The organism is Francisella sp. LA112445 (assembly GCF_012224145.1).
GTDB lineage: Bacteria > Pseudomonadota > Gammaproteobacteria > Francisellales > Francisellaceae > Francisella.
In genome coordinates this window covers 2026907-2052500 of sequence record NZ_CP041030.1, presented here as the reverse complement: position 1 = coordinate 2052500, position 25594 = coordinate 2026907, and the positions used below count along the sequence as shown (strand labels likewise).

The window sequence follows — 25594 nt, the reverse complement described above, 5'->3', positions numbered from 1 at the left end:
GGCTACAAAGTGAGCATAAAAATCACTATATCAATTTCGAAAAGCCTGTGGATACGCTTGCAAGTCTTAAGACAGCGTTTATAGAAATGGGCAAGAGAGCTAGAGAACAACAAAGTCAGGATTAATTATGATTAGCTATTTTTTGAGTCAGTTTGGACTAGTAGGTTATTTAATGCTATTGGTAAGTTTGATACTTACAGCTATATGCATTGAAAGATGTATCACATTTATTTTCTTACCAAGGTTTAAATCATTACAGATTGAGAGCTTAATAACTTTAGCTGGCCAAGGTGATAGCGATGCTATAAAAAATAGGATAGATAATACTAGTAGTAAGCTTTCTAAGTATATTGCACCATTGCTTTTAGAATCTAAAGATATAGCAGAGAATGCAGTTAGCATAATGATGCGTAAAGAACGTCAGCGCCTACAGCAACCACTAGTTTGGCTAAACTTCTTTGCAGTAGTGTCACCAATGCTAGGTTTATTAGGAACTATTTGGAGCATGAGTCATTCATTTAAAGCTCTTGCTGAGTCTCTTAATGGTAGTGGTCTTGAGCATATGATTTTATATCTATCTGAGGCTATGTACGCTACAGCACTAGGTATTATCTTAGCATTGTTTAGTATGTTTACTTTTTATTGCTTTAGACACTATAGTGAGAGCTATCTATTTCGTGCCGAAGAAGTTTTAAATGATCTAGCCCTAGGCTTAGAACGTCAAAAAATAGCGAATAAAACACAGTATTTAACAGATAACCTATATGTGAAAAAGCAGGCTTAGACATGATTTCAAGTACAAATAAATCTCATAATAGTAGCCTTGAGTTAGATGAACCTAACTTAATTCCTCTACTTGATTTTATGCTTGTGTTGCTAGTGATGTTTGTGCTGTTAGCTGGACCTGTTCAACATATTCTTAAGTTACCATTACCAGAAGTTAAAGGTCAAGCGGTATCACAAAGCAAAGCGTTGAAAATGACAGTATATATTAAAAGCTCAAAGAATTTTCTTGTCAATAATAATCATTTTGATTCTCTTGATGATCTACAAAGATACCTTAAAAGCATACAAAAAAATAAGGACTTAAGAGAGATAGAAATTGCAGCAGATAAGAAAATATCACTACAAAATATGCTTGAGATTTTTGCAGCTATAAAAGAGTTAGGACTAACTACAGCAGATATTCAAGTAACTAAATAGCCTTAAACTAAGATCAGAAAAATGAAAAAAAATATATTAGTGAAAATTATGTTATCACTATCTATGTTCTCGTGTGCATATGCTCAACAAAATCAGCAGGTAAATAATGGTGATACTGTTGATTTAGGAGAGATTGAGGTAGCAGCTGTAAAAAAAGCTGATGTTGGGAGCGTAAAAAAGGATAAAAAGAAAAAAGAGTCTGTAGAACAAAGTGCAAATGCTGCGCCACCATTATCTACATCTAAATCAAAAAACTCTTTGATCTTATCAACGGCAGATCAACTAAATAAATTGCAAGGGGTGCAGATATTTAGTGGAAGTAGAGAAATCTCCCAAAATATAAGTATGGGAGGCTTAGCTTTTAATAGAGTGTTTGTAGGTATTGATGGTATCAATAATAACTTTGCTTCCTTTGGTCATAATTCAACACGTCAGTTACCTAGTGAGTCTCTCTATAAGCAGGTTACAGCAGATCAGTCGGGGAGTAATATAGTCTATGGTAACGGCGCGCTGGGTGGTGCTGTAAACTTTGAAACTATTGATCCTAGTGATTTATTAAAAGGTAGATCATTTGCTACTAAGCTAGGTGTAGGAGGACAAACTGGTGACTTAGGAGTTAATGGTAATACTGCTGTAGCTTTTAAAGCGGGTGATTTTAGCTATTTATTTGATATTGTTGGTGGTCGTAATAATGATATTCGTTTAGGAAATCATACTAATTTACCTTACTCAGCAAGTAATAATCTACAGTTCTTATTAAAAGGTGTTTGGAATATTTCAAAGATACAAACATTTAAAGCATATTGGCTATCAATGCAAAATAATGGACTTTATCCAGCGACGATAAATGATGTTGTAGGAGAATATAATCCACCTTCAAAGTTTAATTTCTTACAACAGCAAGTAATGCTGGAATATTATTTAAACCCTAATAACCCATACGTTAATTTAGAGGCTAAGGTTTTTTACATCAGAAATCATTATAATTCTAACCCTATAAATGATGGGAAAGGCTTTGCAGTACCTCAAGATATAAATATTAATACCACAGGTTTTAGGGTAACGAATAAGACTTTTGTTCTAAAACAAAATTTGGTTTACGGTACAGAATTTAAATTTTTTAATGGTTTTAATGTTGGAAAAAATAGCTTAAGTTTTCCTACAGCAAATCAGCAAACTTATAGTGGCTATTTACAAGATAGTTGGGATATTACTTCTAAATTAAATATAACTCTAGGTGGTCGTGTTAATGGCTATCATAGTCAAAGTGGCAATATGCAAAATGGTGGAGCTTTCTTCACAAAGCAAGGAAGTATTAGTTATAAAGTTATTAAACCCCTAAAAGTATATTTTGCTTATACAGAAGGCTATAGAATTCCATCTCTTCAAGATTTATTTTTAGGTGGCAGTCATCCTGGGATGAGTTTCTTACAATTTGTTCCAAACCCTAACTTACAACCAGAAATAGGCCATAACAAATCTGTTGGTATTACTATTAATAAGCAACTAACTCCAACACAAAGTTTTTATTTCAATAGTAATATATTTTTAAATGATGTAAGTAATTTTATCGTTGATTCCAAAGTTAATGCTGCTTCTTACCCTTTAAAAATTCAAAATATAAATATCTCTCATGCTCAACTGTTTGGCTATAGTTTGGCATTTAAATATCATAATACTTGGTTTGATTTTGGTACAAACTTTACTTATACAAGAGGGGAAAGTTTATCTGCTTATCAAGGATCTGGAGGTAGCCTAGTACCCTCAGGAAGTCCATTACCTATTCCTAGAGCAAAAGGTATAGCAACTCTTGATATTCCCATTAAACCAATAGATAGCTCTTTTCAAACAAGTATTAACTACGCTTTAACACAAAATAGAGTTCCACCTGGAGGTGAGCATCCAATTAGTAGTGTTCCAGGTTATGTTTTACTGAACTTAGGTTATAAGTGGCAACCTAAACGCTTTAAAGGGTTAAATGTAAGTGCTGGGGTTGATAATGTTTTTAATCGATATTATCAAAACTATGATGGACAAAATCTTGTACCAGCAATGGGACGAAATTTCTATTTGCAAGCGAGTTATAATTTCTAGAGAGGATATATATGCTTAGGACACTTAAGTTTACAGTAGCAGTTGTTGGTTCGATATTCGTTGATTACAGTATTTATGCTACACTAAATCAGTCAAAATCTACAGAGTGGTATATTGGTGAAACTCAACTAAAATCTCAGTCGATTGAAGAGATAGTTAAGAAAATAAATATAGTTAGTCAACCAAAGACTAGCTCTAAAGAGGTTGCTGCTAAACAGCTAAAACATGCAACAAAAGCAGCTAAGAAAACAAAAAATACTAAAGCTAAATTAACTAAGAATAAACCTCATAAGCAAGAGGAATCTAAAGTACATAAAAAATCTGCAAATATTGATGTTAAAGAGAATAAAGCTATAGCTAAAATAACCCAGCAGCCAAAATTAAAATATACACCACCAAAATTAGGCTATCCAAGCTCGGCAATTAAAAATAACGAACAAGGACATGTAAGAATAAAAGCAAATATAAACTCAAAAGGTCAAGTAATTGGGGTTCATATTTTACAATCTAGTGGTTTTGATGACCTAGATCAGGCTGCGATTAAGTGGTTTGAGAAGTTAGTTTTTACACCAGCGAAAAGTGGTTTTACAAATGTCGCAACAACAGTTGAGCAGACAATATCATTTAATTTAAAGGAACAACAAAATGCTTAGAATAAATAAGTTTAATACTTTTATATTATTAATACTCCTATGCACTTTCTCAAATAGCTTTGCAAGGTCAATTATTACAATTGGACCTACTGCAAGCTCAATAACTTCAGTATTTGATAATAAAGATATAATTGGTAGTGATTTAGAAAGTGTGAAAAAGATTAGTAAGCATGGCAATACTAATGTGAAAAATATAGGCTATATGCGAGCCTTAACTATAGAAAGTATTATTGCTCTGAAGCCTGATATTGTTATCGTTGATCCATCAGCTTCTCCAGCTTCAGTGATTAGCAGACTTAGCAATTTTGGGATCAAAACTGTACATCTAAGAAAAACCAAAAATATAAATGATGTTAAAGAAAATATCTTAACTATTGCTAGTATTACAGACTCTAAAAAAGCCGCGAATAAGTTGATTGAGAAGTTAGAGGGTGAAGAAAATAAGACACAAGAAATTATTAAACAATATCATAAAAACAGGCCTAACAATAAGCCTAAGGTTTTAATGCTACTACAGATATCAGGCAATGGCGCTTATCTATTGGGTAAAAATACGATAGGAGATATCTGGTTGAAGTCTGTTGATACTGATAATATTTTAGATTTTATAGGGATGAGACCCGTATCAAAAGAAGGACTATTAAGCCTAAAACCATCAGTAGTTATTGTAGCTCAGGCAAATAAAAAAGCATCTATCCCTTATAAGCAGCAGCTTAATTTCTTACATAGTCAATATGGTACTAAGATTGCTAGGATTAATGCGGTTAGGCTAGATAATTTTGGTAGCACTTTTGGAAGTACGGAGCTTCAGTTGGCTCAGAAGATTTATTTATAGGTGAGATAATGGATTCAACACAGGCTTTTGCAAGGAAACTATTTGTTACTCAACGAAGAAAGTATCAGTTGTGGAGTATAATTCTAATAGCATTATTAATTGTAGTTTGCTTTTTATCAATAAAGTTAGGAGCTTTAAGTTTTAGTCTTGATAGTATCTTTGATAAGAATAATGCTTTAGTTGAGCAAGTTGTTTTACAGCTACGTTTGCCAAGATTAGTTGCTTCAGCGGTTGTAGGGGCTGGGCTTGCAGTATCAGGAGTTATGATGCAAGGACTTTTTAGAAACCCCTTGGCAGATCCTGCTCTTTTAGGTATGACTAGTGGAGCTTCTTTATTCGCGATAATATTTTTATTGGTGACTGAGAATGTTATTCAAACTAGTTTTGTAGCTACATGGGGAATGGGTATAAGTGCATTTGTCGGCAGTTTAGTTATTACACTTATGACTTATTTATTATCGGTTACAAAAGGAAGAAGCAATTTAGGTATATTGGTCTTAGCAGGTGTTGCAATCAATGCTCTATGTGGTGCTTTGATAGGTGTGATGACATATTTATCAGATGATGGAATCTTGCGTAATATTACTTTTTGGAGTATGGGAAGTTTCGCTAATATTTCATGGGGGCAAGTCGTATTTCTATTGGCTAGTGTCTTTGTGGCAATTTTATTTATGAGAAATATTTCAAAATATCTAAATGCTATGATATCCGGAGAAGAGTATGCAAGAATGCTGGGGATAAATATTCAACAGTATAAATTTAAAAGTATAGTTATAATCGCACTTTTAGTTGGAGCAAGTACTGCTGTGGCTGGGCCAATCGCTTTTATCGGGCTTGTTGTACCTCATATTATGCGTTTTTTGATAGGTAATGAGCATAAATATTTGATGTTTTTTTCAGCGATATTTGGAGCTTTGTTATTAACAGTTGCAGATGTTTTATCAAGAATGATTTTATCACCAGCAGAGTTGCCGATTGGTTTAATGACAGCTCTTATTGGTGCACCATATTTTGTATATCTTTTATTTAGTAAAAAAGTTCAAAATGGAGGAAACTAAATGCTATCGATAAATAATATTTCCTTGAGTATCGGCAAAAAAAGACTCCTAGATGATGTGTCATTTAAAGTCGCTAAAGGTTCTATTACAGGTATCTTAGGTGCAAATGGTGCTGGTAAGTCAACACTGCTAAAGTTGATATGTGGGGATTTTCATAATTATACTGGAGAAATTCTGTTAGATAATCAACAGCTAAGAAATATACCTGCTAATCAACTAAGTAAACAAATAGCTTTAGTTAGACAGCATGAATCAGTATCTACAGATATAAAAGTTATTGATTATGTTTTGCTAGGAACGCTAGCGTATAGCCATGGTAGATTAAACGAAAATGCCTATCTTAAAGCAATGAAGGCTCTAAGGATTTTTGAAGCAGAGATATTTTGTCAAAAAAGTTATCAGCAGCTTTCAGGAGGTGAGCGTCAGCGCGTCCAGCTAGCAAGGGCATTAGTACAGTTAAATAGTGATGATAAAGAGTATAGCGGCTACTTATTTTTAGATGAATATAGCGCACACATGGATATATATTATCAGCGTCAAACTCTTGAGATTTTAAAGAGTCTGATATTACAGAATAGTTTAGCTATATTAGTCATAGGGCATGATTTAAATATTGCTTTAGAATTTTACGAAGATAGTTTGTTGCTTAAAAATGGTAAAACTATAGCTTTTGATAAAACAAAAAATGTTTTGACGACACATAATATCCAAAAAGCCTTTAATATTGATGTTAAATTAGTCAGTTTAGAAGATCGTGCTCATGATTTAGTCGTCTTTTAGAATACAAAATTTTATGAAAATTTTATACTTTCTTTATTATTTCCTAATAGAACTTTTATACCACTAGAATCTATAATCTATCACCTTTGAAAAATTGATATAAATTTAAAATATAAAAAGAGGTTGATATGATTTTTCTTTCTGCAGTTGTAATGATAACTTTAGCGGTTTATATGACTTTGACTCTTATCTTTCCAGATAAATTTTAATTGGTAGGGGTAGGTTATGTATCTAAACTTTATAATATTTGTAATCTTTATAGTAATAATAGCTTTGCTAACAAAGCCATTAGGAAACTATATATTTAAAGTTTTTAATAATGAAAGAACTAATTTAGATTGGTTTGCTAGACCGTTCCAGAGATTATACTTACTATTTTTGGGAGAAATCTCAAGAAAAGAGCAAACAGCAAAAGCTTATTTTTTTAGCTTATTAAGCTTCTCGATAATGGCTTTTATCTTTGTTCTTCTAATACTGGTTTTACAGGGAGTTTTACCTTTAAACCCTCAGGAAATAAAAGGTATGAGTCTTTCTCAGGCATTTAATACAGCCATTAGCTTTGTGACAAATACTAACTGGCAGAGTTATTCTGGAGAAACAGGTGTTAGCTATTTTTCACAGATGATAGCTCTTGGGGTACAAAATTTTGTTTCAGCAGCTGTTGGATTATCTGTAGCAATTGCTTTAATAAGATCGGTAGCTAGACATGAAACAGCAACAGTTGGTAATTTTTGGAATGACCTTGGTAAAGGTATATTTTGGATATTGCTACCTATATCAATAGTTATTGCGGTTTTATATGTATTTCAAGGAGTACCACAAAATATAATGGCATATTTACATGTTCATACTCTAGCAGGCAGTGAGCAAATTATTCCACAAGGTCCAGTAGCTTCACAAGAGGCAATAAAGTCACTTGGAACTAATGGTGGTGGTTTCTTTGGTGCTAACTCAGCGCATCCGTATGAGAATCCAACACTAATAACAAACTATATTCAAATGATCTCAATATTTGCGATACCTGCAGCTTTAACTTATACATTTGGTAAGTGGGTTGGAAATACAAAGCAAGGTTGGACAATTTTTGGAGTGATGTTGGTTTTATTTATTATTTCTTTACTTATTATGACAATCTCAGAGCTTCATGGCTTAGATTTTCTTGATAGCAAGCATATCCAAGATATATATGGTCAAGTAGGACATTTATCTAATATGGAAGGTAAAGAAACTCGCTTTGGTATATTTAATTCAACGCTGTACAACACAATATCTACATCAGCTTCAGATGGTGGTGTAAATAGTGTAGTGGATAGTTATTCTGCTATTGGTGGGATGATGGCTATGCTAAATATGGCAATAGGTGAAGTTATATTTGGAGGTATTGGAGCTGGGTTTTATGGTTTCTTTATGTTCTTAATGTTAGCTGTGTTTATTGGTTCATTAATGATTGGTAGGGCTCCAAGTTTCTTAGGTAAACGTATAGAAGCCAACGATATGAAATGGACAATGCTAGCTCTATTAGTTTCGCCATGTTGTGTATTGGTATTTACTGGAATAGCGAGTGTTATACCAAGTGTGCATACATCTTTAACAAATAGTGGAGCTCATGGTTTCTCTGAAATATTATATGCCTATATTTCAGGAGCAAATAATAATGGTAGTGCCTTTGCAGGATTAGCAGCAAATACTAGCTATCTAAATATAACTATAGCATTGAGTATGTTTATCGGTAGATTTGGCATAATCTTTGCAGTGCTAATGTTAGCTGGTTCTTTAGTTAAGAAAAAGCGTAGCTCACAGATATGTGAAATCAGTTCATTAGATACTACAAGTATTATATTTTCAGTATTGGTGTTTTTCACAATATTAATAATTGGTGGTTTAACAATATTTCCGGCATTAGGTTTAGGTCCAATATTAGATCAATTAAATCTAACTTATTTATAGGTTGAAGTTATGAGTACAAAAAAATCTCCTAGTCTATTATCAAAAGAGCTATTAGTGCCAGCTCTAGCAAAAACTTTTACAAAATGTGATCCTCGTCAGATGATCAAAAACCCAGTTATGTTCTGTGTTGAAGTTGTTACTTTATTATGTACATTATATTTAATTACAGAGCTTTTTTCTGGCCAAAGCATTGGCTTTACATTACAAGTAGTTATTTGGCTGTGGTTTACAATATTTTTTGCCAACTTTGCTGAAGGTATTGCTGAAGGTAGAGGTAAGGCTCAAGCAGATACTTTAAAAGCAGCTAAATCAAAGCTCTTTGCTATGAAGGAAGATAGTGAAGGAAATCTTACAAAAGTTGATGCAGAGAGTCTTAAAATCGGTGATATTGTCTTTGTTGATACTAATAATTTTATCCCATGTGATGGTGATGTTATTGAAGGTATGGCAACAATTGATGAATCAGCAATAACAGGTGAATCAGAACCAGTTGTTAAAGAGGCAGGTTCAGATAACTCCGCGGTAACAGCTGGTACAAAAGTTTTATCTGATAATGTCAAAATCAAAGTTACATCTAATCCTGGTGAGAGTTTCTTAGATAAGATGATTGATCTTGTTGAGAATGCTAAAAGACTTAAATCACCAAATGAAATTGCTTTGACTATTTTGTTATCAGGGCTGACGTTGATTTTTATATTTGCAATATGTTCTTTATATGGCATGGCAATGTATAGTAATACTCAGTTATCAGCAGTAGTATTGATAGCTTTATTTGTTACCTTAATACCAACAACGATCGCAGGTCTGCTTTCAGCTGTTGGGATATCGGGTATGGATAGATTATTAAAGTTTAATATAGTAGCAATGTCAGGTAGGGCTGTAGAGTCTTCAGGTAATATTGACTTATTACTTTTAGATAAAACAGGAACTATTACATTAGGTAATCGCTTTGCGACAGATTTTATTCCATTAGGAGCTGCTTCTCCAGAGGAGCTTGCTCATGCTGCATGGTTATGTTCTTTAGTAGATGAGACACCTGAAGGTAAATCAATAGTTAAACTAGCTGAAAAGAACTTTGGTTTTGATAAAAAGAAAGTAGATCTATCAGAAGCAGAAATTATACCTTTCTCAGCATATACAAGAATGAGTGGTATAGATTATCAAAATTTAGAGATAAGAAAAGGGGCTATATCTTCTGTAGAGAATTATCTAGAAGGTAAACTTGATAGTGGTTTAGCTGCGATGTTTAAAAAAGTTACAGAACAAATATCTGAGCAAGGTGGTACACCTCTAGCAGTAGCTCAAAAAGATAGACTTTTAGGTGTTGTACATCTTAAAGATATTATTAAACCAAAGATTAAACAGCGTTTTGAAGAGTTACGTAAGATGGGTGTACAGACTGTAATGATCACAGGTGATAATCCTCTAACTGCAGCAGCGATTGCAGCTGAAGCAGGTGTTGATGATTTTGTTGCTCAAGCTTCACCTCAAGATAAGCTAGATTATATTATAAAAGCTCAAGAAGAAGGCAAAACTGTAGCAATGTGTGGCGATGGAACAAATGACGCTCCTGCACTTGCACAAGCTGATGTCGGTATTGCTATGGCTACGGGAACTTCTGCAGCTAGAGAAGCTGGTAACATGGTTGATTTAGATTCAGATCCTAAGAAAATCATAGAAATCGTTAAAATTGGTAAGCAGATACTTGTTACTCGAGGAGCTCTAACAACATTTAGTGTGACTAATGATATCGCAAAATATTTTGTAGTGATTCCAGCACTGTTTGTGACAGCCTTCCCAAGTTTGGGTGCTATGAATATAATGAATCTTCATTCGTCTACAAGTGCGATATTATCAGCAGTGATATTTAATGCCTTAATTATTATATTTTTGATTCCGATGGCATTAATAGGTGTAAAAAATGTCGTTGCATCATCGCAAACTTTATTACGTAAGAATCTTTTATTCTATGGGTTAGGTGGAGTAATAGTGCCGTTTATTTGCATTAAGCTGATTGATATGTTTATTACAGCTATTCATTTGGTTTAGGTAGGGAGAATATAAAATGTTAAATTTATTTAAATCATTTAAGGCAATGCTTTTATTTACTCTGGTATTAGGAGTAGCTTATCCATTTTTTATAATGTCGGTTGGTTATACTATATCAAAAGGTACAGCAACAGGATCTCAAGAGTACTATAATGGCAAGTTAGTTGGATCTAAGTTAATTGGTCAGGTTATGCCGACAAATTTATTCCAAACAAGACCATCAGCATCAAATGATAATCCACTAGCAACGGGTGGAACAAACTATGCTGTTAATAATAAAACTCAACTAAAAGATGTTAAAGAAAGAGTTAGTAAGCTACAAGGTAGATACGGATCTAAGACTATTCCTGAAGATATGGTCTTTGCCTCAGCTAGTGGTATTGATCCTGATATAAGTTTACAAGCAGCTAACTATCAAGCTGAGTATGTCGCTAAGAAAAATAACTTATCAGTCAAACAAATAGAACAGCTAATAGAGAAAAATACGACTAAGCATTTGTTGGGAGTTGATACAGTAAATGTTCTTAATTTAAATATTGATCTGCTTAAAACTCTAAATAAAAAAGCTTCTTAGTTATAGGTTTTAATGATTGTGATGTAAATTATTAATCAGTTTCTCTGATATAATTTTCTTAGAAGTTTTTAGGCTTTTTCAAATTCACTTATAGAGACTTAAATGGATAATAAACAAAAAGTAGATGCATTATTAAACTTAGCAAATAAAAGCCAAGAGTCAAAGAAAGGCAAGTTAAAGATTTTCCTTGGATATGCTCCTGGTGTTGGTAAAAGCTATGCAATGCTAAATAATGCAAAATCTCTACAGCGTGATAATAAAGATGTTGTAGTAGGCCTTTTAGTAACTCATGGAAGAGCTGAGACTCAAGCATTACTTGATGGTTTGGAGGTTATGCCTCTTAAAAAAATAAACTATCGAGGTAAGATTTTTGAAGAGCTAGATCTTGATGCGATAAAGGCTAGAAGACCAGATGTTGTTATAATTGATGAGCTACCACACACAAACCTTGCGACATCAAGAAATAAAAAGCGCTATATTGATATAGAAGAGCTCCTTGATGAAGGCATATCTGTTTATACAGCTATTAATATTCAACATATTGCTAGTTTATCTTATGAAGTTACACAAATAACCCAAGCGAATGTTAATGAAATAGTTCCAAATGATTTTATACAATCAGCAGATGAACTAGTTGTTGTAGATATTAGTCCTGAAGAGCTAATAAAAAGATTAAAACAAGGCAAGGTTTATAAAAGTGATGCTATAGACAGAGCTTTAGAAAGATATTTTCAATATACAAATCTAACTATACTTAGAGATTATACCTTTAGAATGGCGGCAAACCATGTTGGTCAAGATATCCAACAGTATAGAAAACTTTATCAAAATGGCAGTGCTATTGCTACATCACCATATGTATTAGTTTGTTGTGGTTATGATGAGGCTACTCCAAGTTTATTACGTAAAGGTAAGCTCTTAGCTACAACCTTAAATGCTAGATTGATGGCAGTATTTGTGCAAAAACCAAATAAGATAGCGACTAAGTTAAGTTTTGGTGTGATCAGACGTTATAAAATGTTAGCAAGTAGCTTAGGTTATAGTATAGACCATATTTTAGGAGATAGAGTATCTGATGGGATACTTGAGTATGCAAACTCAATAGGAGCCACAGATTTAGTTATCGGTAAATCTATAAGACCAAAGTGGAAAGATAAAATTTTTGGCTCAGTTGTTTATGATATTATTCGTAATAATAATGGTATGCAGATACATATTGTTTCGATTAATAAAAAAGATCATAAGCTTGAAGTAGCACCAAAAACTAAGAAGCATAAATTTAAAGATCTATTTGTTGATACATTAAAGTCTGCGGTTATAACGGCTCTTGCAGGTATTGCCATATTCTTTAGTTTGGATTTTGCAGGACTTGTATCGCAAACCCTTTGTTTTTTAATAGTAATCGCGGCATGCGCCTATAGATATGGTTTAGTCTCTTCGATAGTAACATCATTAGTTGGGTTCTTTTTATATACTTATTTATATTTAGAGCCAAATTTTGTTTTACATATCTCTAGTTTGGCTGAGTTAATTACCTTGGCTATATTTATGATAATAGTTGTTTCTTCTAGCCATGTGATTCTAAGGACAAAAAGGGCTTTTATCCTTCTCAAAGAAAGAGAAAATAATATATCAATACTATATCGTTTTACCAAAATGTTTAATGAAAAGAGTCTAGATAAAGACCTGCGTTCGATTTTTTTACATGCTTTAGAAGAATATTTTAAATGTGATTTTGTTTTTCTAAGTGTTTCAGATTCTGAACTTGATTCTGCTGCATTTCCCCAACATCCAAACTTTAATCAAAAAGAATTAGCCGCTGCAAAATGGAGCTTTAAGTATAAAGTCAGCTGTGGCAAGGGAACAAATACTTTTGCTGGCTTAAATTGGGCTATAGAACCTCTAGTAATCGAAAATAGGGTTTTAGGAGTTATTGCAATATATTTAAAATCTGAAGAAACTATAGAGAGGATAGTTTCTGACAGTGTGCTTCTGAGTAATATGCTTTCGCATATTTCGCATTTACTTCTTAAGAGAAGCCTAGAAAAAGAAGAGAAGAAATCGTTACTTTTAGATGAGCAACGCAAGTTGCAAAAATCAATGTTATCATCAGTATCACATGATCTTAAGACTCCTTTAGCATCAATAATGGGAGCTTTAAGTAGTGTTAAATCTTTTAAAGATTCATTTAGTCAGCAACAACAAGATGAAATGTTAGATTTAGCACTAACGGAGTCGAAAAGGCTAGATAATTATATTGATAATATTGTGCAAATGCTAAAGGTGGATTCAGGTAAACTCTCATTAAAGATCCAGAGTGTGAATAGTAATATTTTCCTTGATGAGATTAAAGATATTTGCTCACGTGTTTATATGGCTCAGAAGTTTAAGTTTATAGCACCAAAAGAGCCATTTGAAATAGAGATGGATCCTGTATTGTTTCAGCAAGTTATCCTAAATTTAGTTGATAATGCCGTAAAATTCACAGCTGATTTTGAAAAAGAAATAGTTATTAGCCTAAAAAGAAAAAATGATAATAGTTGTCTTTTTGAAGTCGTTGATCAAGGTATAGGGTTGAGCGAGTTCGATTTAGAAAAAATATTTACAATATTTCATCGGATAGAGAAAAAAGATAGTTATACTCATGGTAATGGCTTAGGTCTTGCTATATGTAAAGGTATAGTTTCAGCACATAATGGCAAAATACGTGCCTACAGTGATGGAGAAGGTAAAGGAAGTGTGTTTAAAATAAGCCTTTCTTTAGTTTCGAGTATTAAAAATAGTTGATACTAAATCTAAATATGAGGCATAGGAAATGGTACAAAAAATATTACTAGTTGAAGATGAACCTCAGATAAGAAAATTATTAGAAAAAACATTTTTAGTCTTAGGGTATGATATTGAATCTGCTACAACAGCAGGTGAAGCTACTAAGCTTTTAGGTAGCTATATCCCTGATGTTATAGTGCTTGATTTAGGTTTACCTGATCAAGATGGACAAGAGTGGCTTCGATCTATACGAGTACATAATACTACTCCTGTGATAGTAGTTTCAGCACGTAATGATACAGAAGAGGTTGTAAAGGCTCTTGAAAGTGGCGCTAATGATTATGTTAAAAAACCCTTTGATATGCCAGAGCTTATAGCTAGAGTTAGACGACAGTTAATTGTTCTAGAAGGATCTCAGAAAAAATCTAATTTATTTAAGTTTGCGAATCTAACAGTAGATCTTGATGATCATAAGGTTGTACTTGATAAGCAGGAAATCCACTTATCAAAAAAAGAGTTTATGATTTTGGCTCATTTAGTAAGCCATGCAGGTAAGCTTGTTATGCAGAATACGATCTTAAATGAAGTTTGGGGTAATTGCTATGGAGATGGGGCGCAGTATCTTAGAGTTTATATTGGACAGCTAAGAAAGAAATTATCTGCATGTAAAAAGCAACCTCTAATAACGACTGAAAACGCTGTGGGATATCGTTTTATTGAAGTAGATTAGTTTTATTTTAACCAAAGTTGAATGCTTGTTTTTTAGAAACTGATTCTTTTATTAAGTAAAAAATATCTGAAAATTTTTTCTATAAAAATACCTTGCAAAAGTACGATACTTGGATTTTAATTAGTTTAGAAAAATCATGTTATTAACAGAGATTAGAAAGGTTCAAACAAAATACAGGAGATATTTAAAATGAAAAAAGTTTTTATGGGAATAGGGTTAGCTACTATGGCTGTATCAGTTGGATTTTGTGCTAATGTAACTAGTAAAAGTAGTTGCACAGCTGACTCATATAATAAGTCATGTCAGTTATCTGTAACAAAAGCTGAGGTTAAACTTCTAAAAGATTCTAGTGCAGAAGTTAAGATGCGTATCAAAAACTCTAGTGATAAGACTGCGGATATTATTGCGGCATATTCTCCAATTGATAGAGAAACACAACTACATCATTTTGTCCAAAATAGTAAAGGTCAAAAGGTTATGAAGCAGATCAAAAATATAGAAGTATATCCTCATAACTCTGTTGCATTATCATTCCAAGAGTTGCATGTAATGCTAGAAGGTCTTAATAAGAAACTACAGGCAGGTGATAAAATTCCTCTTGTGTTAATACTTGATGATGGTAGCTCTATTTCAGTAGATGCAACTGTAGAATAAAACATTTAATTATAGAAATATCTTATTTTTTCTTGTTTTTTAGGTCCTGAAATTTGCCATATAAGTTCAATAGAATTATCTAGAATATATAATTCTGCAGCATATAAATCATCGACACAGACATGTTGATTCTCACTATGCCAAGTGTTTTCATCTTTCGGTATTAGATCAAATAGTGTAACAAGGTTGTCATAACCAAAACGTGCATGAAATAATCTAATACGATTAGAGTCTATTTTTTGCCAGATATATTCATTTTCGATCTTAGTTTCTCGGTCAGTATTGCTTAGCGTGAAGCGACCTTGCTCTTTAAAATATATTGAGTCTTGTTCTACTTTTATCGTTACATTTCCTTTAGCTCTTCCATTCCAACCTGTTTGAGATTTTTCACCGCTAGATGATTCAAATTCAAAACAGTTTATTTTTGCTAGTCGAGAAAATAAGTCCATATTTATAGTTATTAGGTATTTTTATTTAACATTATAGATCATATTTCTTTAGTTAGTAAAATAAGATATTATTGGAGGCCTTAGCGATAAAAAAATAACTTATGAATTCTAGAACTATAGGCTCAATTTTTCTTATAATTGGTACTACTATTGGTGCTGGTATGTTATCGTTACCGCTAATTGTGGCATCATGTGGCTTTGTTTGTGCAGTTATACTTTTGATTTTGTCATGGAGTGTGATGTATATCACAGCCTTGAAGCTTCTAAGTGTATGTGAAAGATATCCTATAGGGGCAAATTTTACAACAATGATGCATAAAAGCTTTTCAAAGTTTTATTTGATAATTTTTAGTATTATTTATTTACTTTTATTATATTCTTTGTTAGCTGCGTATACTACTCAAGGCTCATCACTTATATCTATGCTAGCAGATGTCAGTGATAACTCAAGTAAATCTCAAGTGGGCATATCATCTATTATTTTTATCCTAATTTTTGTGGCATTTATGTTTAGTTATAAAGCTAGTGATTATACAAATAGGATTTTTGTTATACTAAAATTTGCTTTTTTTATAATAGCTATGGTTGTTATGCTATTTTATATAAATGTAGATTACTTAGATGATGGACCTTCAGGAGTTTCTTCATTTATATATGCATGGCCGACTCTTTTACCTGCATTTGGGTTTCATAATATTATCCCCGTTATTTATGAGTATCAAAAAGGCGATATTAAGAGTATCAAAAAAAGCATATTTATTGGAAGTATATGTGTCTTAGTCGTCTATATTATATGGATATTTTTAGCTTTAGGTGTTGTTCCTCAGCACAATATACACAGTTATCACTCATTATTTAAGTTAGGCAATGATACTCCAAGTGGTTTAGTTAATGAGATTAAAGCTATATCTGGATCAAATACATTGGAGCTTGCTTTAAATCTATTTATCCATATTGCAGTGATAACATCTTTTATCGGTGTGGGAATATCTTTGATGCATTATATTCGTGATATATTTGCCAGATATAATAAGCATATAAAGAATTTAACTCTAACAGTTATATGTTTTATTCCGCCATTGATTTTCACAGTATTTTATCCTAGAGGCTTTATTCTAGCGTTACAATATGCTGCGATATTTGCGGTTATAATATTTGTCTATACGCCAACATTTCTTAGTGCAAGTAAAAATTTGAAAGTGAACTTTTCTCATGTATATGTTATAGCTATGGGAAGTGCTGTGATTCTCTTTGAAGTTTTTAACTTATGTTTTGATATAAACCCTTTTCTAAGTTAGATTATTGACTAAAGACTTTATTTACTCCATATGGTGATGGTGCATTGCTGATATCAACTTGACTTCCTGATGGACCTATAGATGTTCTAAACCTACTAGGGTCATAAGTAACTTGGATATTGTTAGCCGAGTCGAGGCTATACTCTCCCATTGATGTATTTGTAATTATGCTACGGATATCAGCACGTACTTGGGTTGTTCCATTTGCTATTTGATTAAATATAATTGCTATTATATTTTCATCGATAGGCATGATATCCAAAATAGTACCATTGTATGAGTGGCTATCAAATTCTGATAGAGTGTTATCAGTTGTATTTAGTTTATATATTCTTAGAGTATTTGTAGTTCCAAGAATTACAAAAACACCAGAATTATTGCTTATTATTATAGGTGGTACAATAAGCGTCTCTTGAGTCGCTAGGCTAATACTTGTAGGAAGACTAAGATCTGCATTTAGTGCATGTATCGTTGAAAAAATATTATTTGTGCTAAGAGGTATTACAATAATTTTATCGGTTATTTGATTATTCTCTAATGATATTGGGAGAACTACAGCATTTGATACTGTAGCTGGACTAACAAATCCAGTAGCTATCTCAGCGGGGGTACCTTCTTGTGTGAACTGGCCATTATCCTCAAGTCGTTTTAATTCTAAGTTTAAGCTATCTGTTGCTGATGAGCTTCTTGTTGTTACTAAATTAAGAGTACTACCTGATGTAGGTATAAAACTGACATTAACAAATGCTAATAAAGTTGTAGGAATAAAAATGCAAAAAAATAATATTACACCTTTAGTTACACTACAAATATTTCTCATATTAGATCATTAGCAAGTATCTATCCATAAAATTATTGTAGCATATTTTTAGTATCTTAAGTTTTCAATTGCTCCTTTAGTGGAATTATTTATATAAAAAGTCTAAGTCAATATAAATACTAATAGTTGATATAATTTGAGTTAATTAATGATAAAATAAAAAGTTGTACTTTAAACTAAATATAGTTGTATTTGATAAATAATATGGGTTTTATAAAAAAAGTGTCTCTGTCAAAAAAGCAACAAGGATTTACACTAATTGAGTTAGTAATAGCGATGTTAGTTATATCTATAGCAGTATTATCATATGAGATTATTTTGTATAGAGCCCAAGGCTCTGAGAGTCTTCTGGTCAATGATGCCGAGTTGGTTGGAACGGCAGATAATAAATTTAATGAATTTTTAATTACGGGAAATTTAGATACTACTGTACCGAGTGGGACATCTGTTACTATTAACTCTCAAAGTACAGATAACTGGACTTTTACAAGTGGTAGAGATTCAACTCTAAGTATAAATATGGATTTATCACAGTAATGAGACGTAAAGATTGTGGAGTATCATTAGTAGAGGTATTAGTAACTATAGCAGTTGGAACGATTGTTATGGTTATGATCGTACAATCTTTTTTTCAGATGAGAAAGCAAAACCTTGAATCTGTTGAAACTCTGCACTCTTATACTGAAGTTGTTGAAGCTGATAATATTTTTAGAAATTTAATTGATGGGGCATATATTTCAGGAAATGCGACATATTCACCTTGGAAATTATCATCATCTCAAGTAAATGGCTCGCAAATAAATCCCCTTAACTATCCAATAGTCTATGCTCAAGGAGTGCCATTGGTTACAGGTGTACCAGATGATGCTCAAGCAGGCACAGATTTACTAGTTGTTCAAACTATAGATCAGCCACAAATTCTCACAACAGCTATAGCATCAGGAGCATCTTCTTTTACTCGTCCAGCTGATGGAGCTTCAGCGATTACGGCGGGAAGATATATGCTACTATCAAGTGAAAGTCATCAAAATTTAATAGTATCAGGAAATGATGTAGCAAGTGGTTCAACTACTATTAGCTTACCAGGGAGCACGGTGATTAATCAGAACTTTCCTGTGGGCACGACATTATATACTGATTATGTCGTTAGAATTATTTATATTGAAGAAGAAACTGATAATCAAGGTAATATCGAAGATGATCTTGTTCAACTAAGCTATGATGGTACTGGAGATCCTATTAGAACACTTTTACTAGCTGGAGTTAGTGATTTGCAAATTAGTTATTTTGACTCTAATGGCCAATGGGTAAGAGTTAGTGCTAACCCACCGCAAATGTCTGATTGGTACAAGCAAATTAGAGGACTAAGGTTTACTTATAACTTAAATGGTGAAAATCATGAGACAATAGTAGCTTTTAGAGGTCTTGGAGATAATGTTATTTAGAGTTTGTAGTTAGTAAGGTTTAAATTAAAATCATATAAAAACAAGAATTCTTTAAAAAAAATTATCAAAGATAAAAATGATAAATTGACTACTAAAGTATATAATGTACTATTAGGATTTTTATAAATATAAGATTTGTCTAATTATGCGATTTGTAGATGAAGTAGTTGTTAAGCTTCAAGCAGGTAAAGGTGGTAACGGTTGTGTTAGCTTCCGTAGAGAAAAATATGTTCCTAGAGGCGGGCCTGATGGCGGTGATGGAGGACATGGTGGAAGTATTTATCTAAAAGCAGATGAAAATGTAAACACTTTAATCGACTATCGCTATAAGCGAGAGTATCAGGCAGAAAATGGGCGTCCTGGTGAGGGGCGTAATTGTTATGGTAAAGCTGGTGAAGATCTGTATCTTACAGTACCTGTTGGGACAAGTGTTTTTGATGCTGAGACAAATAAAAAAATAGGTGAAGTACTTAGCCATAATCAAACTCTAAAGATTGTTGAAGGTGGTAAAAGAGGCATAGGTAATACTCATTTCAAGAGTAGTACAAACCAAGCACCTAGAAAATTTACATTAGGCGAAGAAGGTGAATATAGGGAGGTTCGCTTAGAGCTAAACTTATTAGCTGATATCGCCTTATTAGGATTGCCAAATGCAGGTAAATCAACTTTGATTCGTTCAGTATCTCAAGCAACACCGAAGGTTGCAGATTATCCATTTACAACGATGTATCCGCATCTTGGAGTGGTTAAAGTTGGTGTAGATAGTTTTGTTATGGCAGATATTCCTGGAGTTATTGAAGGAGCTGCTGAAGGGGCTGGTCTAGGCTTAAGATTTCTTAAGCATTTAACTCGAGCTAGATGTGTACTACATGTTGTAGATATTTGCCCATTTGATAATTCAGATCCTGTTGAGAACTATTTTGCTGTTGAAAAAGAGCTTGAAAAATATAGCCAAGAGCTTTTTAACAAACCAAGATTCTTAGTTATAAACAAGATAGATTTATTAGCTGATCAGGTAGATGAAAAGTGTCAAGAGTTTGTTAATAGTATAGGTTATAAAGATAAGTATTATGTAATATCAGCGGCAATGAAAAAAGGAACACAAGAGTTAGCTAAAAAATTAAATGAATTCTTACAAAAGCAAGAGTAATATAGATGAAAATAAGAAATCTGATATTTGGTTCACCAATCCCTACAGCAAAGCAAGATGAACAAAAAATAGGTCTTTTTTCAGGCTTTGCGATTTTATCTTCAAATGCATTATCATCGGTATCTTATGCAACAGGAGAGGTTTTTATAGTTTTAGCAATAGCTGGGGCTACTGCAGTCTCAAAGTATGCTATTGGCGTTGGGCTAATGGTGATTTTGCTAATATTACTAATGGGTTTTTCTTATGCTCAAGTTATAAAAGCTCATCCTGAGGGTGGTGGCTCATACTCGATAGTAAAATCACACTTCAGTGAAAAGCTCCTCTTACTCACAGCAGCATCATTGATCATTGATTATATACTCACTGTGGCAGTATCTGTATCAACAGCATCTGTTGCCATTAGTTCAGCATTTCCTGTGCTAAATGATTATATTGTTGAATTGGCATTAGTATTACTTGTGCTCTTGATGATTATAAACTTACGAGGAGTTAAGTCGACAGCAAGGATTTTTGCATGGCCAACTTACATGTTTATTGCTTCAATACTTATAATGATAGTTGTAGGACTTTATCAGTATAGTAATGGTTCCCTTGAGCAGTTTGTCTACACGCAGAACTATTTTGACCAAATGCATACATCAATAGGTGTATTAACAATTACTCTTATTTTGAGAGCATTTTCTTCGGGTAGTGCTGCTTTGACTGGTATCGAGTCTTATGCGAATGGTGTTTCAGCATATAAGTCACCAGTAATGTCAAAAGCTATATTTGGTATTATTATGATGACATTGTTATCTATTGTGATGTTTGCTGGTGTTACGTTTATTGCAACTAAAACAAAAATATATCCAGGCTTTTCAGAAAGTGTACTATCTCAAGTAGCTCACCAAGTCTTAGGAAATGGTATCTTATACTACTTCTTACAGGCATCTACATGTCTGATACTTTTGATGGCTGCAAATACTTGTTTCACGGGCTTTCCTACTCTAGCATCAATTATGAGTAAAGACCAATATCTACCAGAGCAACTTCAGCGTGTGGGAGATAGATTTGCCTTTAGAAATGGAATTATTATGCTGACAATTTTATCAGCTGTTTTAGTTGTTATATTTGAAGCGCAAGTTAGTAAACTTATCCCATTGTATGCATTTGGTGTATTTATTGCATTTACTCTTTGTCAGGCTGGTTTAGTTAAATTCTGGTATAGAAATAAACGACAATATAAAAGTTGGGGCTTTAGGGCTTTTATAAATGCTTTTGGTTGTGTGGCTACATTCGTTGTACTAATAACGATTGTTGAGAGTAAATTTTTTGAAGGTGTCTGGATTGTTATAATCGCTATATTGGTGATTATGTTTGGTTTGTATTCAATTAAAAATCACTACATTAAAAGAGAGATGAGTTTAGCTCTAAGTGTGGATGAGGCAATTGTAAATGCTTGTGTACATGAAAATGCCAAGCCTAAAATTGTACTTTTAGTATCTCGTATTCACCGTGGAACTATAGAGGCTCTAAGATTAGCAAGAAATCTATCTGATGATATCACACCTGTTTTTGTTTCTGCTAATGAGAAAAAAATAGCGAAGATAAAATCTCAATGGAAAAACCTAGCATTTAAAGAAAAACTTCTGATAATGCGACCGGTATATAACTCATTTATTACCCCAGTATTACAGATTTTGCATAAAAATGATCTAAGAGATCCTGAAAGAGGCTATTCTGTAGTAGTTATTCCTGAGGTTGTTAATACAAAATGGTGGCACTTCTTACTTCATAACCAAAATTCTCGTATGGTTAAGTTAGCAATTGCTGCAATGGATAAGAAAGATAAAAAAACTGCAACAAGAGTAGTTATCTCGGTGCCTTATAAAGCAGAGTAGTTAATGAAAGCCTTTTTTATCAACTATTGGGCAATTTCTAAAGATTTTTGGAAAAGCAAGGCTGGGATAGTTGCTGTAATATTATTATCTGTCTGTGTTGTTTTTGAGCTTGCGAGTGTTGGATTAAATGTTTATCTAAATCATTGGTATGTTGGTTTTTATAATGCTATTGAACAGTATGATAAACCAACACTTATACGTGAACTTATTGTTTTTTCATTGATTACGTCAGGGATGTTAATCAATAGTTTTTTATCTTATCTTTTGGGGCAATATTTAATTATATTTATTCGTAAACCATTAACAGAAAATTATGTTAGTGAATGGTTGAACTCTAAGAGTTATTTGAACTATTCTCGAAGCTATGATAATCCTGAAGAGCGTATAAGCTATGATATCTTACAATTCATTTCCTTATCAAAATATCTTTTCTTAAAAACTGTTCATAGTATTGTGACGCTTATTTGTTTTGCGATTATTCTATGGCAATTATCGGGAGTATTATCATTTTCATTATATGGACATCAGTTTTATATCCCAGGTTATTTATTTCTAATATCTGTTATATTAGGAGTGGTTAATGTGATATTTGTTTTTAGAGTCGGAAGACCTTTAAAGAGTCTATTGTATAGCCAACAGAAATATGAGGCTGACTTTAGATATGGACTCTCAGTAGTTAGAAATAATAAGACTGCAATATATGATAATCAGTCAGAGCGAAAGGAGTTTATTACATCAAGAAAGCACTTGAATAATATTGTACAAAACTTTTATCAAGTAACTTTTAGAAGAGCTAAGATTGATATTGTAAGGAGCTTTTTTATTCAGATTTATTCTTTAACTGGAATTATATTGGCATTGCCAAGATATTTTGCAAAAAGTATTAGTTTTGGGCAGGTGATGCAGGTTAACTCGGCTTTTTATAATGTTATATCACCGATGTTATTTTTGGTATTTGGATACGAAGAGCTAGCTGAGTTAAGAACTAATGTTTCAAGGCTTGCGGAGCTTAAAAAATCAATAATTAACTCTAAAAATAAAAGTAGCATTAGACAGATAGACCATTCTCAATATCATCTTATGGTTTTAGATAATTTATCTGTAATGAAAGACTCAGAGGTAATGCTTAGAAATATTAATATTTCTTTGAATAACAATGATTGTTTACTTATACATGGTAAAACAGGTATAGGCAAGACTAGTTTATTAAGAGTCATAAATGGACATAGTGATAATTTTAAAGGAAAGATTATTTTCAATAGAGCTCCTAAGATGCTTTTTTTATCACAAAGACCGTATTTTCCCGAAGATGATTTTAAAAGAGCTGTATTTTACCCTTCCTTCTCGAGTATTCCAACAGATGATGAGTTTAGGCAAATATTGAGTTATTTAGGTATTGGATATTTAGAAAAATTTATAGGAACAATTCATGATTGGCGTAATGTACTCTCATCAGGAGAGCAGCAAAAGTTATGTTTCTGTAAGATCTTTACTAAAAACTATGACTTGATACTTATAGATGAAGCTACATCGAATATAGATGCAGAGTCTGAGAGAAAGATATATTCTTTATTAAAATCTAAGAAAATAGCTTATATTTCTGTTAGTCATAATAGAAGAGTTAAAGAATATCATAATAAGATTGTTGAGCTAACTAATGATTAATTAGTAAATGAACAGCTATACTAGCAAAATATCCAATAGCAATAACCCACGTCCATTTTAGATGTCCCATAAATGTATATTTACCTTTTGCTTTACCCATTACTGCAACACCAGCAGCAGAACCAATAGCTAGCAGACTACCACCGACACCAGCTGTAAGAGTTATTAATAGCCATTGTGCATGTTCCATAACAGGATTCATGCTAAGTACAGCAAACATTACAGGGATGTTATCTATTATGGCAGAAAGTATACCTATTATTGTATTTGCTTGTGTATGAGCAGAGAATATACTAGGAGCCATAGATTGCATATCTGTATATATATATTGAGAGGCTATCCCTAAATATCCAAGAGCAGCAAGACCTTGAACAGAAACTAAAATACCATAGAAGAATAACAAAGTATCCCATTCAGCATCTTTAACTTTATCAAAAACATCAAAAGCATGAGGTGGCATTTTGTGACCCTTAGGGTTTCTATTTTCATAAGCTATCTTTAAACCATAAAAATAGTTATAAATCATAACATAGCCAAAACCAGTCATCATACCTAGAGAAGGAGGTAAGTGAAGAATATGTTCAAATAAAACAGCTGTGGCTATTGTAAGTATAAATAAAATTATAACAGGTATAGCTCCACGCTTTAGTTCCACTTTGTCTTCAACTATTGATTGAGCTTCCATTTTTGGTAAAAAGAAACTCATAATAATTGCAGGTATTAAAAAGTTAACAAGTGATGGTATAAAAATATCAAAAAACTCTGTAAAGCCAACCACCCCTTTTTGCCACACCATCAATGTTGTGATATCGCCAAAAGGTGAGAATGCTCCTCCTGCATTTGCGGCAACTACAACATTTACACAGGCCATTGTAACAAACTTCTTATTATCCTTGCCTATTGAGATAACAACAGTACTCATAACTAAAGCTGTAGTTAGATTATCAGCAACTGCTGATAAAAAGAATGATATGATCCCTGTTAGCCAAAAAGTTCCTAAAAAGCCAAATCCAGCTCGAAGCAGAGTGCTTTTTAACTTGGCAAAGACATTTCTATCTTCCATAAGGTTTATATAAGCCATTGCAACTAGTAAGAAAAGTAATAGCTCTCCATACTCAGTCATAATATGGTTGAAGTTACTGTGAACAATATTATCTGCACCAACAGACTCGCCAACAATAGCTACTAAAACCCAGATTATACCTGCTGCAACTATTACAGGCTTTGATTTGTTAAGCTTTGTGAAATCTTCAGTCATAACCAATAAGTAAGCAAGGATAAATACTACTATTGCAGCGATTGCTAAAGGGTGACTCGTTGCATTAACACTAACAGCACTAAGTGTTGATTCACTATCATTTGCAAAAGATAGTAGCGGTAGTATTAATATTGATAGAGTTAATATGAGTTTTTTAAACATTATTTATCTAAAGGAGTTATTTATGACGATTATTATAACATTGTGAACTATTTAATTTATAAAAAATAAACCGCTAGTTTATTTAACAAAGCATGAAAACAGAGTGAATTCTAAATTAGTA

At 32.7% G+C, this 25594-nt stretch carries 23 protein-coding genes (1 of these 23 only partly in view); 20 read left to right on the top strand and 3 right to left on the bottom strand.

Annotated elements, in window-relative coordinates:
* The 14 genes from FIP56_RS09875 to FIP56_RS09810 form a co-directional block, all read left to right on the top strand.
* Positions 1 to 125 carry the 3' portion of a pyridoxamine 5'-phosphate oxidase family protein gene (locus FIP56_RS09875; RefSeq protein WP_192578738.1) on the top strand. It extends 610 nt beyond the left edge of the window, so the window shows 125 of its 735 coding nt (coding positions 611–735); its start codon lies off the left edge, out of view; the stop codon is at positions 123 to 125.
* Between the two features lie 2 nt (positions 126 to 127).
* Entirely contained in the window at positions 128 to 784 is a 657-nt protein-coding gene (locus FIP56_RS09870; protein ID WP_192578737.1) for a MotA/TolQ/ExbB proton channel family protein, read from the top strand.
* A gap of 2 nt (positions 785 to 786) precedes the next feature.
* Entirely contained in the window at positions 787 to 1203 is a 417-nt protein-coding gene (locus tag FIP56_RS09865) for a biopolymer transporter ExbD (protein WP_192578736.1), read from the top strand.
* Positions 1204 to 1224: 21 nt separating this feature from the next.
* Complete coding sequence (locus FIP56_RS09860) at positions 1225 to 3297, top strand: TonB-dependent receptor (RefSeq protein ID WP_192578735.1); 2073 nt, start codon at positions 1225 to 1227, stop codon at positions 3295 to 3297.
* Between the two features lie 11 nt (positions 3298 to 3308).
* Positions 3309 to 3950, top strand: a complete 642-nt coding sequence (locus FIP56_RS09855) for an energy transducer TonB (RefSeq protein ID WP_192578734.1) — start codon at positions 3309 to 3311, stop codon at positions 3948 to 3950.
* On the top strand, positions 3943 to 4785 hold the full coding sequence (locus FIP56_RS09850) for an ABC transporter substrate-binding protein (RefSeq protein WP_192578733.1): 843 nt from the start codon (positions 3943 to 3945) through the stop codon (positions 4783 to 4785). Before FIP56_RS09855 ends, FIP56_RS09850 begins: the two co-directional genes overlap by 8 nt.
* A gap of 8 nt (positions 4786 to 4793) precedes the next feature.
* The gene (locus FIP56_RS09845; RefSeq protein ID WP_192578732.1) at positions 4794 to 5843 is read left to right on the top strand and encodes an iron ABC transporter permease; all 1050 of its coding nucleotides are present in this window, start codon (positions 4794 to 4796) and stop codon (positions 5841 to 5843) included.
* The gene (locus tag FIP56_RS09840) at positions 5844 to 6623 is read left to right on the top strand and encodes an ATP-binding cassette domain-containing protein (RefSeq protein ID WP_192578731.1); all 780 of its coding nucleotides are present in this window, start codon (positions 5844 to 5846) and stop codon (positions 6621 to 6623) included.
* Between the two features lie 225 nt (positions 6624 to 6848).
* Positions 6849 to 8570: a potassium-transporting ATPase subunit KdpA gene (gene kdpA / locus FIP56_RS09835; protein ID WP_192578730.1), complete on the top strand. Its 1722-nt coding sequence runs from the start codon at positions 6849 to 6851 to the stop codon at positions 8568 to 8570.
* Between the two features lie 9 nt (positions 8571 to 8579).
* On the top strand, positions 8580 to 10619 hold the full coding sequence (gene kdpB / locus FIP56_RS09830; protein WP_192578729.1) for a potassium-transporting ATPase subunit KdpB: 2040 nt from the start codon (positions 8580 to 8582) through the stop codon (positions 10617 to 10619).
* A 16-nt stretch (positions 10620 to 10635) separates the two neighbouring features.
* Positions 10636 to 11193, top strand: coding sequence for a potassium-transporting ATPase subunit C (locus tag FIP56_RS09825; RefSeq protein ID WP_192578728.1), 558 nt, complete (start codon positions 10636 to 10638; stop codon positions 11191 to 11193).
* Positions 11194 to 11295: 102 nt separating this feature from the next.
* Positions 11296 to 13980, top strand: coding sequence for an ATP-binding protein (locus tag FIP56_RS09820; protein ID WP_192578727.1), 2685 nt, complete (start codon positions 11296 to 11298; stop codon positions 13978 to 13980).
* A 28-nt stretch (positions 13981 to 14008) separates the two neighbouring features.
* On the top strand, positions 14009 to 14692 hold the full coding sequence (locus tag FIP56_RS09815) for a response regulator transcription factor (protein ID WP_192578726.1): 684 nt from the start codon (positions 14009 to 14011) through the stop codon (positions 14690 to 14692).
* 189 nt (positions 14693 to 14881) lie between these two features.
* Positions 14882 to 15346 (top strand): copper chaperone PCu(A)C, encoded by a 465-nt coding sequence (locus tag FIP56_RS09810; protein ID WP_245323075.1) that lies wholly within the window; start codon positions 14882 to 14884, stop codon positions 15344 to 15346.
* Positions 15347 to 15351: 5 nt separating this feature from the next.
* Here FIP56_RS09810 and FIP56_RS09805 read toward each other — a convergent pair whose 3' ends face one another.
* Positions 15352 to 15795: a DUF6314 family protein gene (locus tag FIP56_RS09805; protein WP_192578725.1), complete on the bottom strand. Its 444-nt coding sequence runs from the start codon at positions 15793 to 15795 to the stop codon at positions 15352 to 15354.
* A 101-nt stretch (positions 15796 to 15896) separates the two neighbouring features.
* Between FIP56_RS09805 and FIP56_RS09800 the strand changes: the two genes are divergently transcribed.
* Positions 15897 to 17093: an aromatic amino acid transport family protein gene (locus tag FIP56_RS09800; RefSeq protein WP_192578724.1), complete on the top strand. Its 1197-nt coding sequence runs from the start codon at positions 15897 to 15899 to the stop codon at positions 17091 to 17093.
* Between the two features lies 1 nt (position 17094).
* On the opposite strand, the gene FIP56_RS09795 is transcribed toward FIP56_RS09800, so the two are convergent.
* Positions 17095 to 17913 carry a hypothetical protein gene (locus FIP56_RS09795; protein ID WP_192578723.1) on the bottom strand — a complete coding sequence of 273 codons (819 nt, stop codon included), beginning with the start codon at positions 17911 to 17913 and terminating at the stop codon, positions 17095 to 17097.
* Positions 17914 to 18135: 222 nt separating this feature from the next.
* Here FIP56_RS09795 and FIP56_RS09790 point away from each other — a divergent pair, with 222 nt between their 5' ends.
* The 5 genes from FIP56_RS09790 (at position 18136) to FIP56_RS09770 (ending at position 24053) form a co-directional block, all read left to right on the top strand.
* The gene (locus tag FIP56_RS09790; protein WP_209451843.1) at positions 18136 to 18450 is read left to right on the top strand and encodes a prepilin-type N-terminal cleavage/methylation domain-containing protein; all 315 of its coding nucleotides are present in this window, start codon (positions 18136 to 18138) and stop codon (positions 18448 to 18450) included.
* The gene (locus FIP56_RS09785; RefSeq protein WP_192578721.1) at positions 18450 to 19358 is read left to right on the top strand and encodes a prepilin-type N-terminal cleavage/methylation domain-containing protein; all 909 of its coding nucleotides are present in this window, start codon (positions 18450 to 18452) and stop codon (positions 19356 to 19358) included. Before FIP56_RS09790 ends, FIP56_RS09785 begins: the two co-directional genes overlap by 1 nt.
* 145 nt (positions 19359 to 19503) lie before the next feature.
* Positions 19504 to 20508, top strand: a complete 1005-nt coding sequence (cgtA, locus tag FIP56_RS09780) for an Obg family GTPase CgtA (RefSeq protein ID WP_192578720.1) — start codon at positions 19504 to 19506, stop codon at positions 20506 to 20508.
* Positions 20509 to 20513: 5 nt separating this feature from the next.
* A complete protein-coding gene (locus tag FIP56_RS09775; protein WP_192578719.1) occupies positions 20514 to 22388 on the top strand; it encodes an APC family permease in 1875 nt (624 codons plus the stop codon).
* 3 nt (positions 22389 to 22391) lie between these two features.
* Positions 22392 to 24053 (top strand): SbmA/BacA-like family transporter, encoded by a 1662-nt coding sequence (locus tag FIP56_RS09770; RefSeq protein WP_192578718.1) that lies wholly within the window; start codon positions 22392 to 22394, stop codon positions 24051 to 24053.
* Here the strand turns inward: FIP56_RS09770 and nhaD are convergent.
* Positions 24043 to 25473 carry a sodium:proton antiporter NhaD gene (nhaD, locus tag FIP56_RS09765; RefSeq protein ID WP_192578717.1) on the bottom strand — a complete coding sequence of 477 codons (1431 nt, stop codon included), beginning with the start codon at positions 25471 to 25473 and terminating at the stop codon, positions 24043 to 24045. The genes FIP56_RS09770 and nhaD overlap by 11 nt on opposite strands.
* Positions 25474 to 25594: the final 121 nt, after the last annotated feature.

What these genes read in the sequence shown, in the direction of transcription:
- FIP56_RS09800 (WP_192578724.1), top strand. Translation starts at nt 15,897, where the DNA reads ATGAATTCTAGAACTATAGGCTCAATTTTTCTTATAATTGGTACTACT.
- FIP56_RS09785 (WP_192578721.1), top strand. Translation starts at nt 18,450, where the DNA reads ATGAGACGTAAAGATTGTGGAGTATCATTAGTAGAGGTATTAGTAACT.
- FIP56_RS09805 (WP_192578725.1), bottom strand. Translation starts at nt 15,795, where the DNA reads ATGGACTTATTTTCTCGACTAGCAAAAATAAACTGTTTTGAATTTGAA.
- cgtA (WP_192578720.1), top strand. Translation starts at nt 19,504, where the DNA reads ATGCGATTTGTAGATGAAGTAGTTGTTAAGCTTCAAGCAGGTAAAGGT.
- FIP56_RS09815 (WP_192578726.1), top strand. Translation starts at nt 14,009, where the DNA reads ATGGTACAAAAAATATTACTAGTTGAAGATGAACCTCAGATAAGAAAA.
- FIP56_RS09870 (WP_192578737.1), top strand. Translation starts at nt 128, where the DNA reads ATGATTAGCTATTTTTTGAGTCAGTTTGGACTAGTAGGTTATTTAATG.
- nhaD (WP_192578717.1), bottom strand. Translation starts at nt 25,473, where the DNA reads ATGTTTAAAAAACTCATATTAACTCTATCAATATTAATACTACCGCTA.
- FIP56_RS09825 (WP_192578728.1), top strand. Translation starts at nt 10,636, where the DNA reads ATGTTAAATTTATTTAAATCATTTAAGGCAATGCTTTTATTTACTCTG.
- FIP56_RS09795 (WP_192578723.1), bottom strand. Translation starts at nt 17,913, where the DNA reads ATGAGAAATATTTGTAGTGTAACTAAAGGTGTAATATTATTTTTTTGC.
- FIP56_RS09850 (WP_192578733.1), top strand. Translation starts at nt 3,943, where the DNA reads ATGCTTAGAATAAATAAGTTTAATACTTTTATATTATTAATACTCCTA.
- FIP56_RS09860 (WP_192578735.1), top strand. Translation starts at nt 1,225, where the DNA reads ATGAAAAAAAATATATTAGTGAAAATTATGTTATCACTATCTATGTTC.
- kdpB (WP_192578729.1), top strand. Translation starts at nt 8,580, where the DNA reads ATGAGTACAAAAAAATCTCCTAGTCTATTATCAAAAGAGCTATTAGTG.
- kdpA (WP_192578730.1), top strand. Translation starts at nt 6,849, where the DNA reads ATGTATCTAAACTTTATAATATTTGTAATCTTTATAGTAATAATAGCT.
- FIP56_RS09820 (WP_192578727.1), top strand. Translation starts at nt 11,296, where the DNA reads ATGGATAATAAACAAAAAGTAGATGCATTATTAAACTTAGCAAATAAA.
- FIP56_RS09855 (WP_192578734.1), top strand. Translation starts at nt 3,309, where the DNA reads ATGCTTAGGACACTTAAGTTTACAGTAGCAGTTGTTGGTTCGATATTC.
- FIP56_RS09770 (WP_192578718.1), top strand. Translation starts at nt 22,392, where the DNA reads ATGAAAGCCTTTTTTATCAACTATTGGGCAATTTCTAAAGATTTTTGG.
- FIP56_RS09775 (WP_192578719.1), top strand. Translation starts at nt 20,514, where the DNA reads ATGAAAATAAGAAATCTGATATTTGGTTCACCAATCCCTACAGCAAAG.
- FIP56_RS09840 (WP_192578731.1), top strand. Translation starts at nt 5,844, where the DNA reads ATGCTATCGATAAATAATATTTCCTTGAGTATCGGCAAAAAAAGACTC.
- FIP56_RS09810 (WP_245323075.1), top strand. Translation starts at nt 14,882, where the DNA reads ATGAAAAAAGTTTTTATGGGAATAGGGTTAGCTACTATGGCTGTATCA.
- FIP56_RS09865 (WP_192578736.1), top strand. Translation starts at nt 787, where the DNA reads ATGATTTCAAGTACAAATAAATCTCATAATAGTAGCCTTGAGTTAGAT.
- FIP56_RS09845 (WP_192578732.1), top strand. Translation starts at nt 4,794, where the DNA reads ATGGATTCAACACAGGCTTTTGCAAGGAAACTATTTGTTACTCAACGA.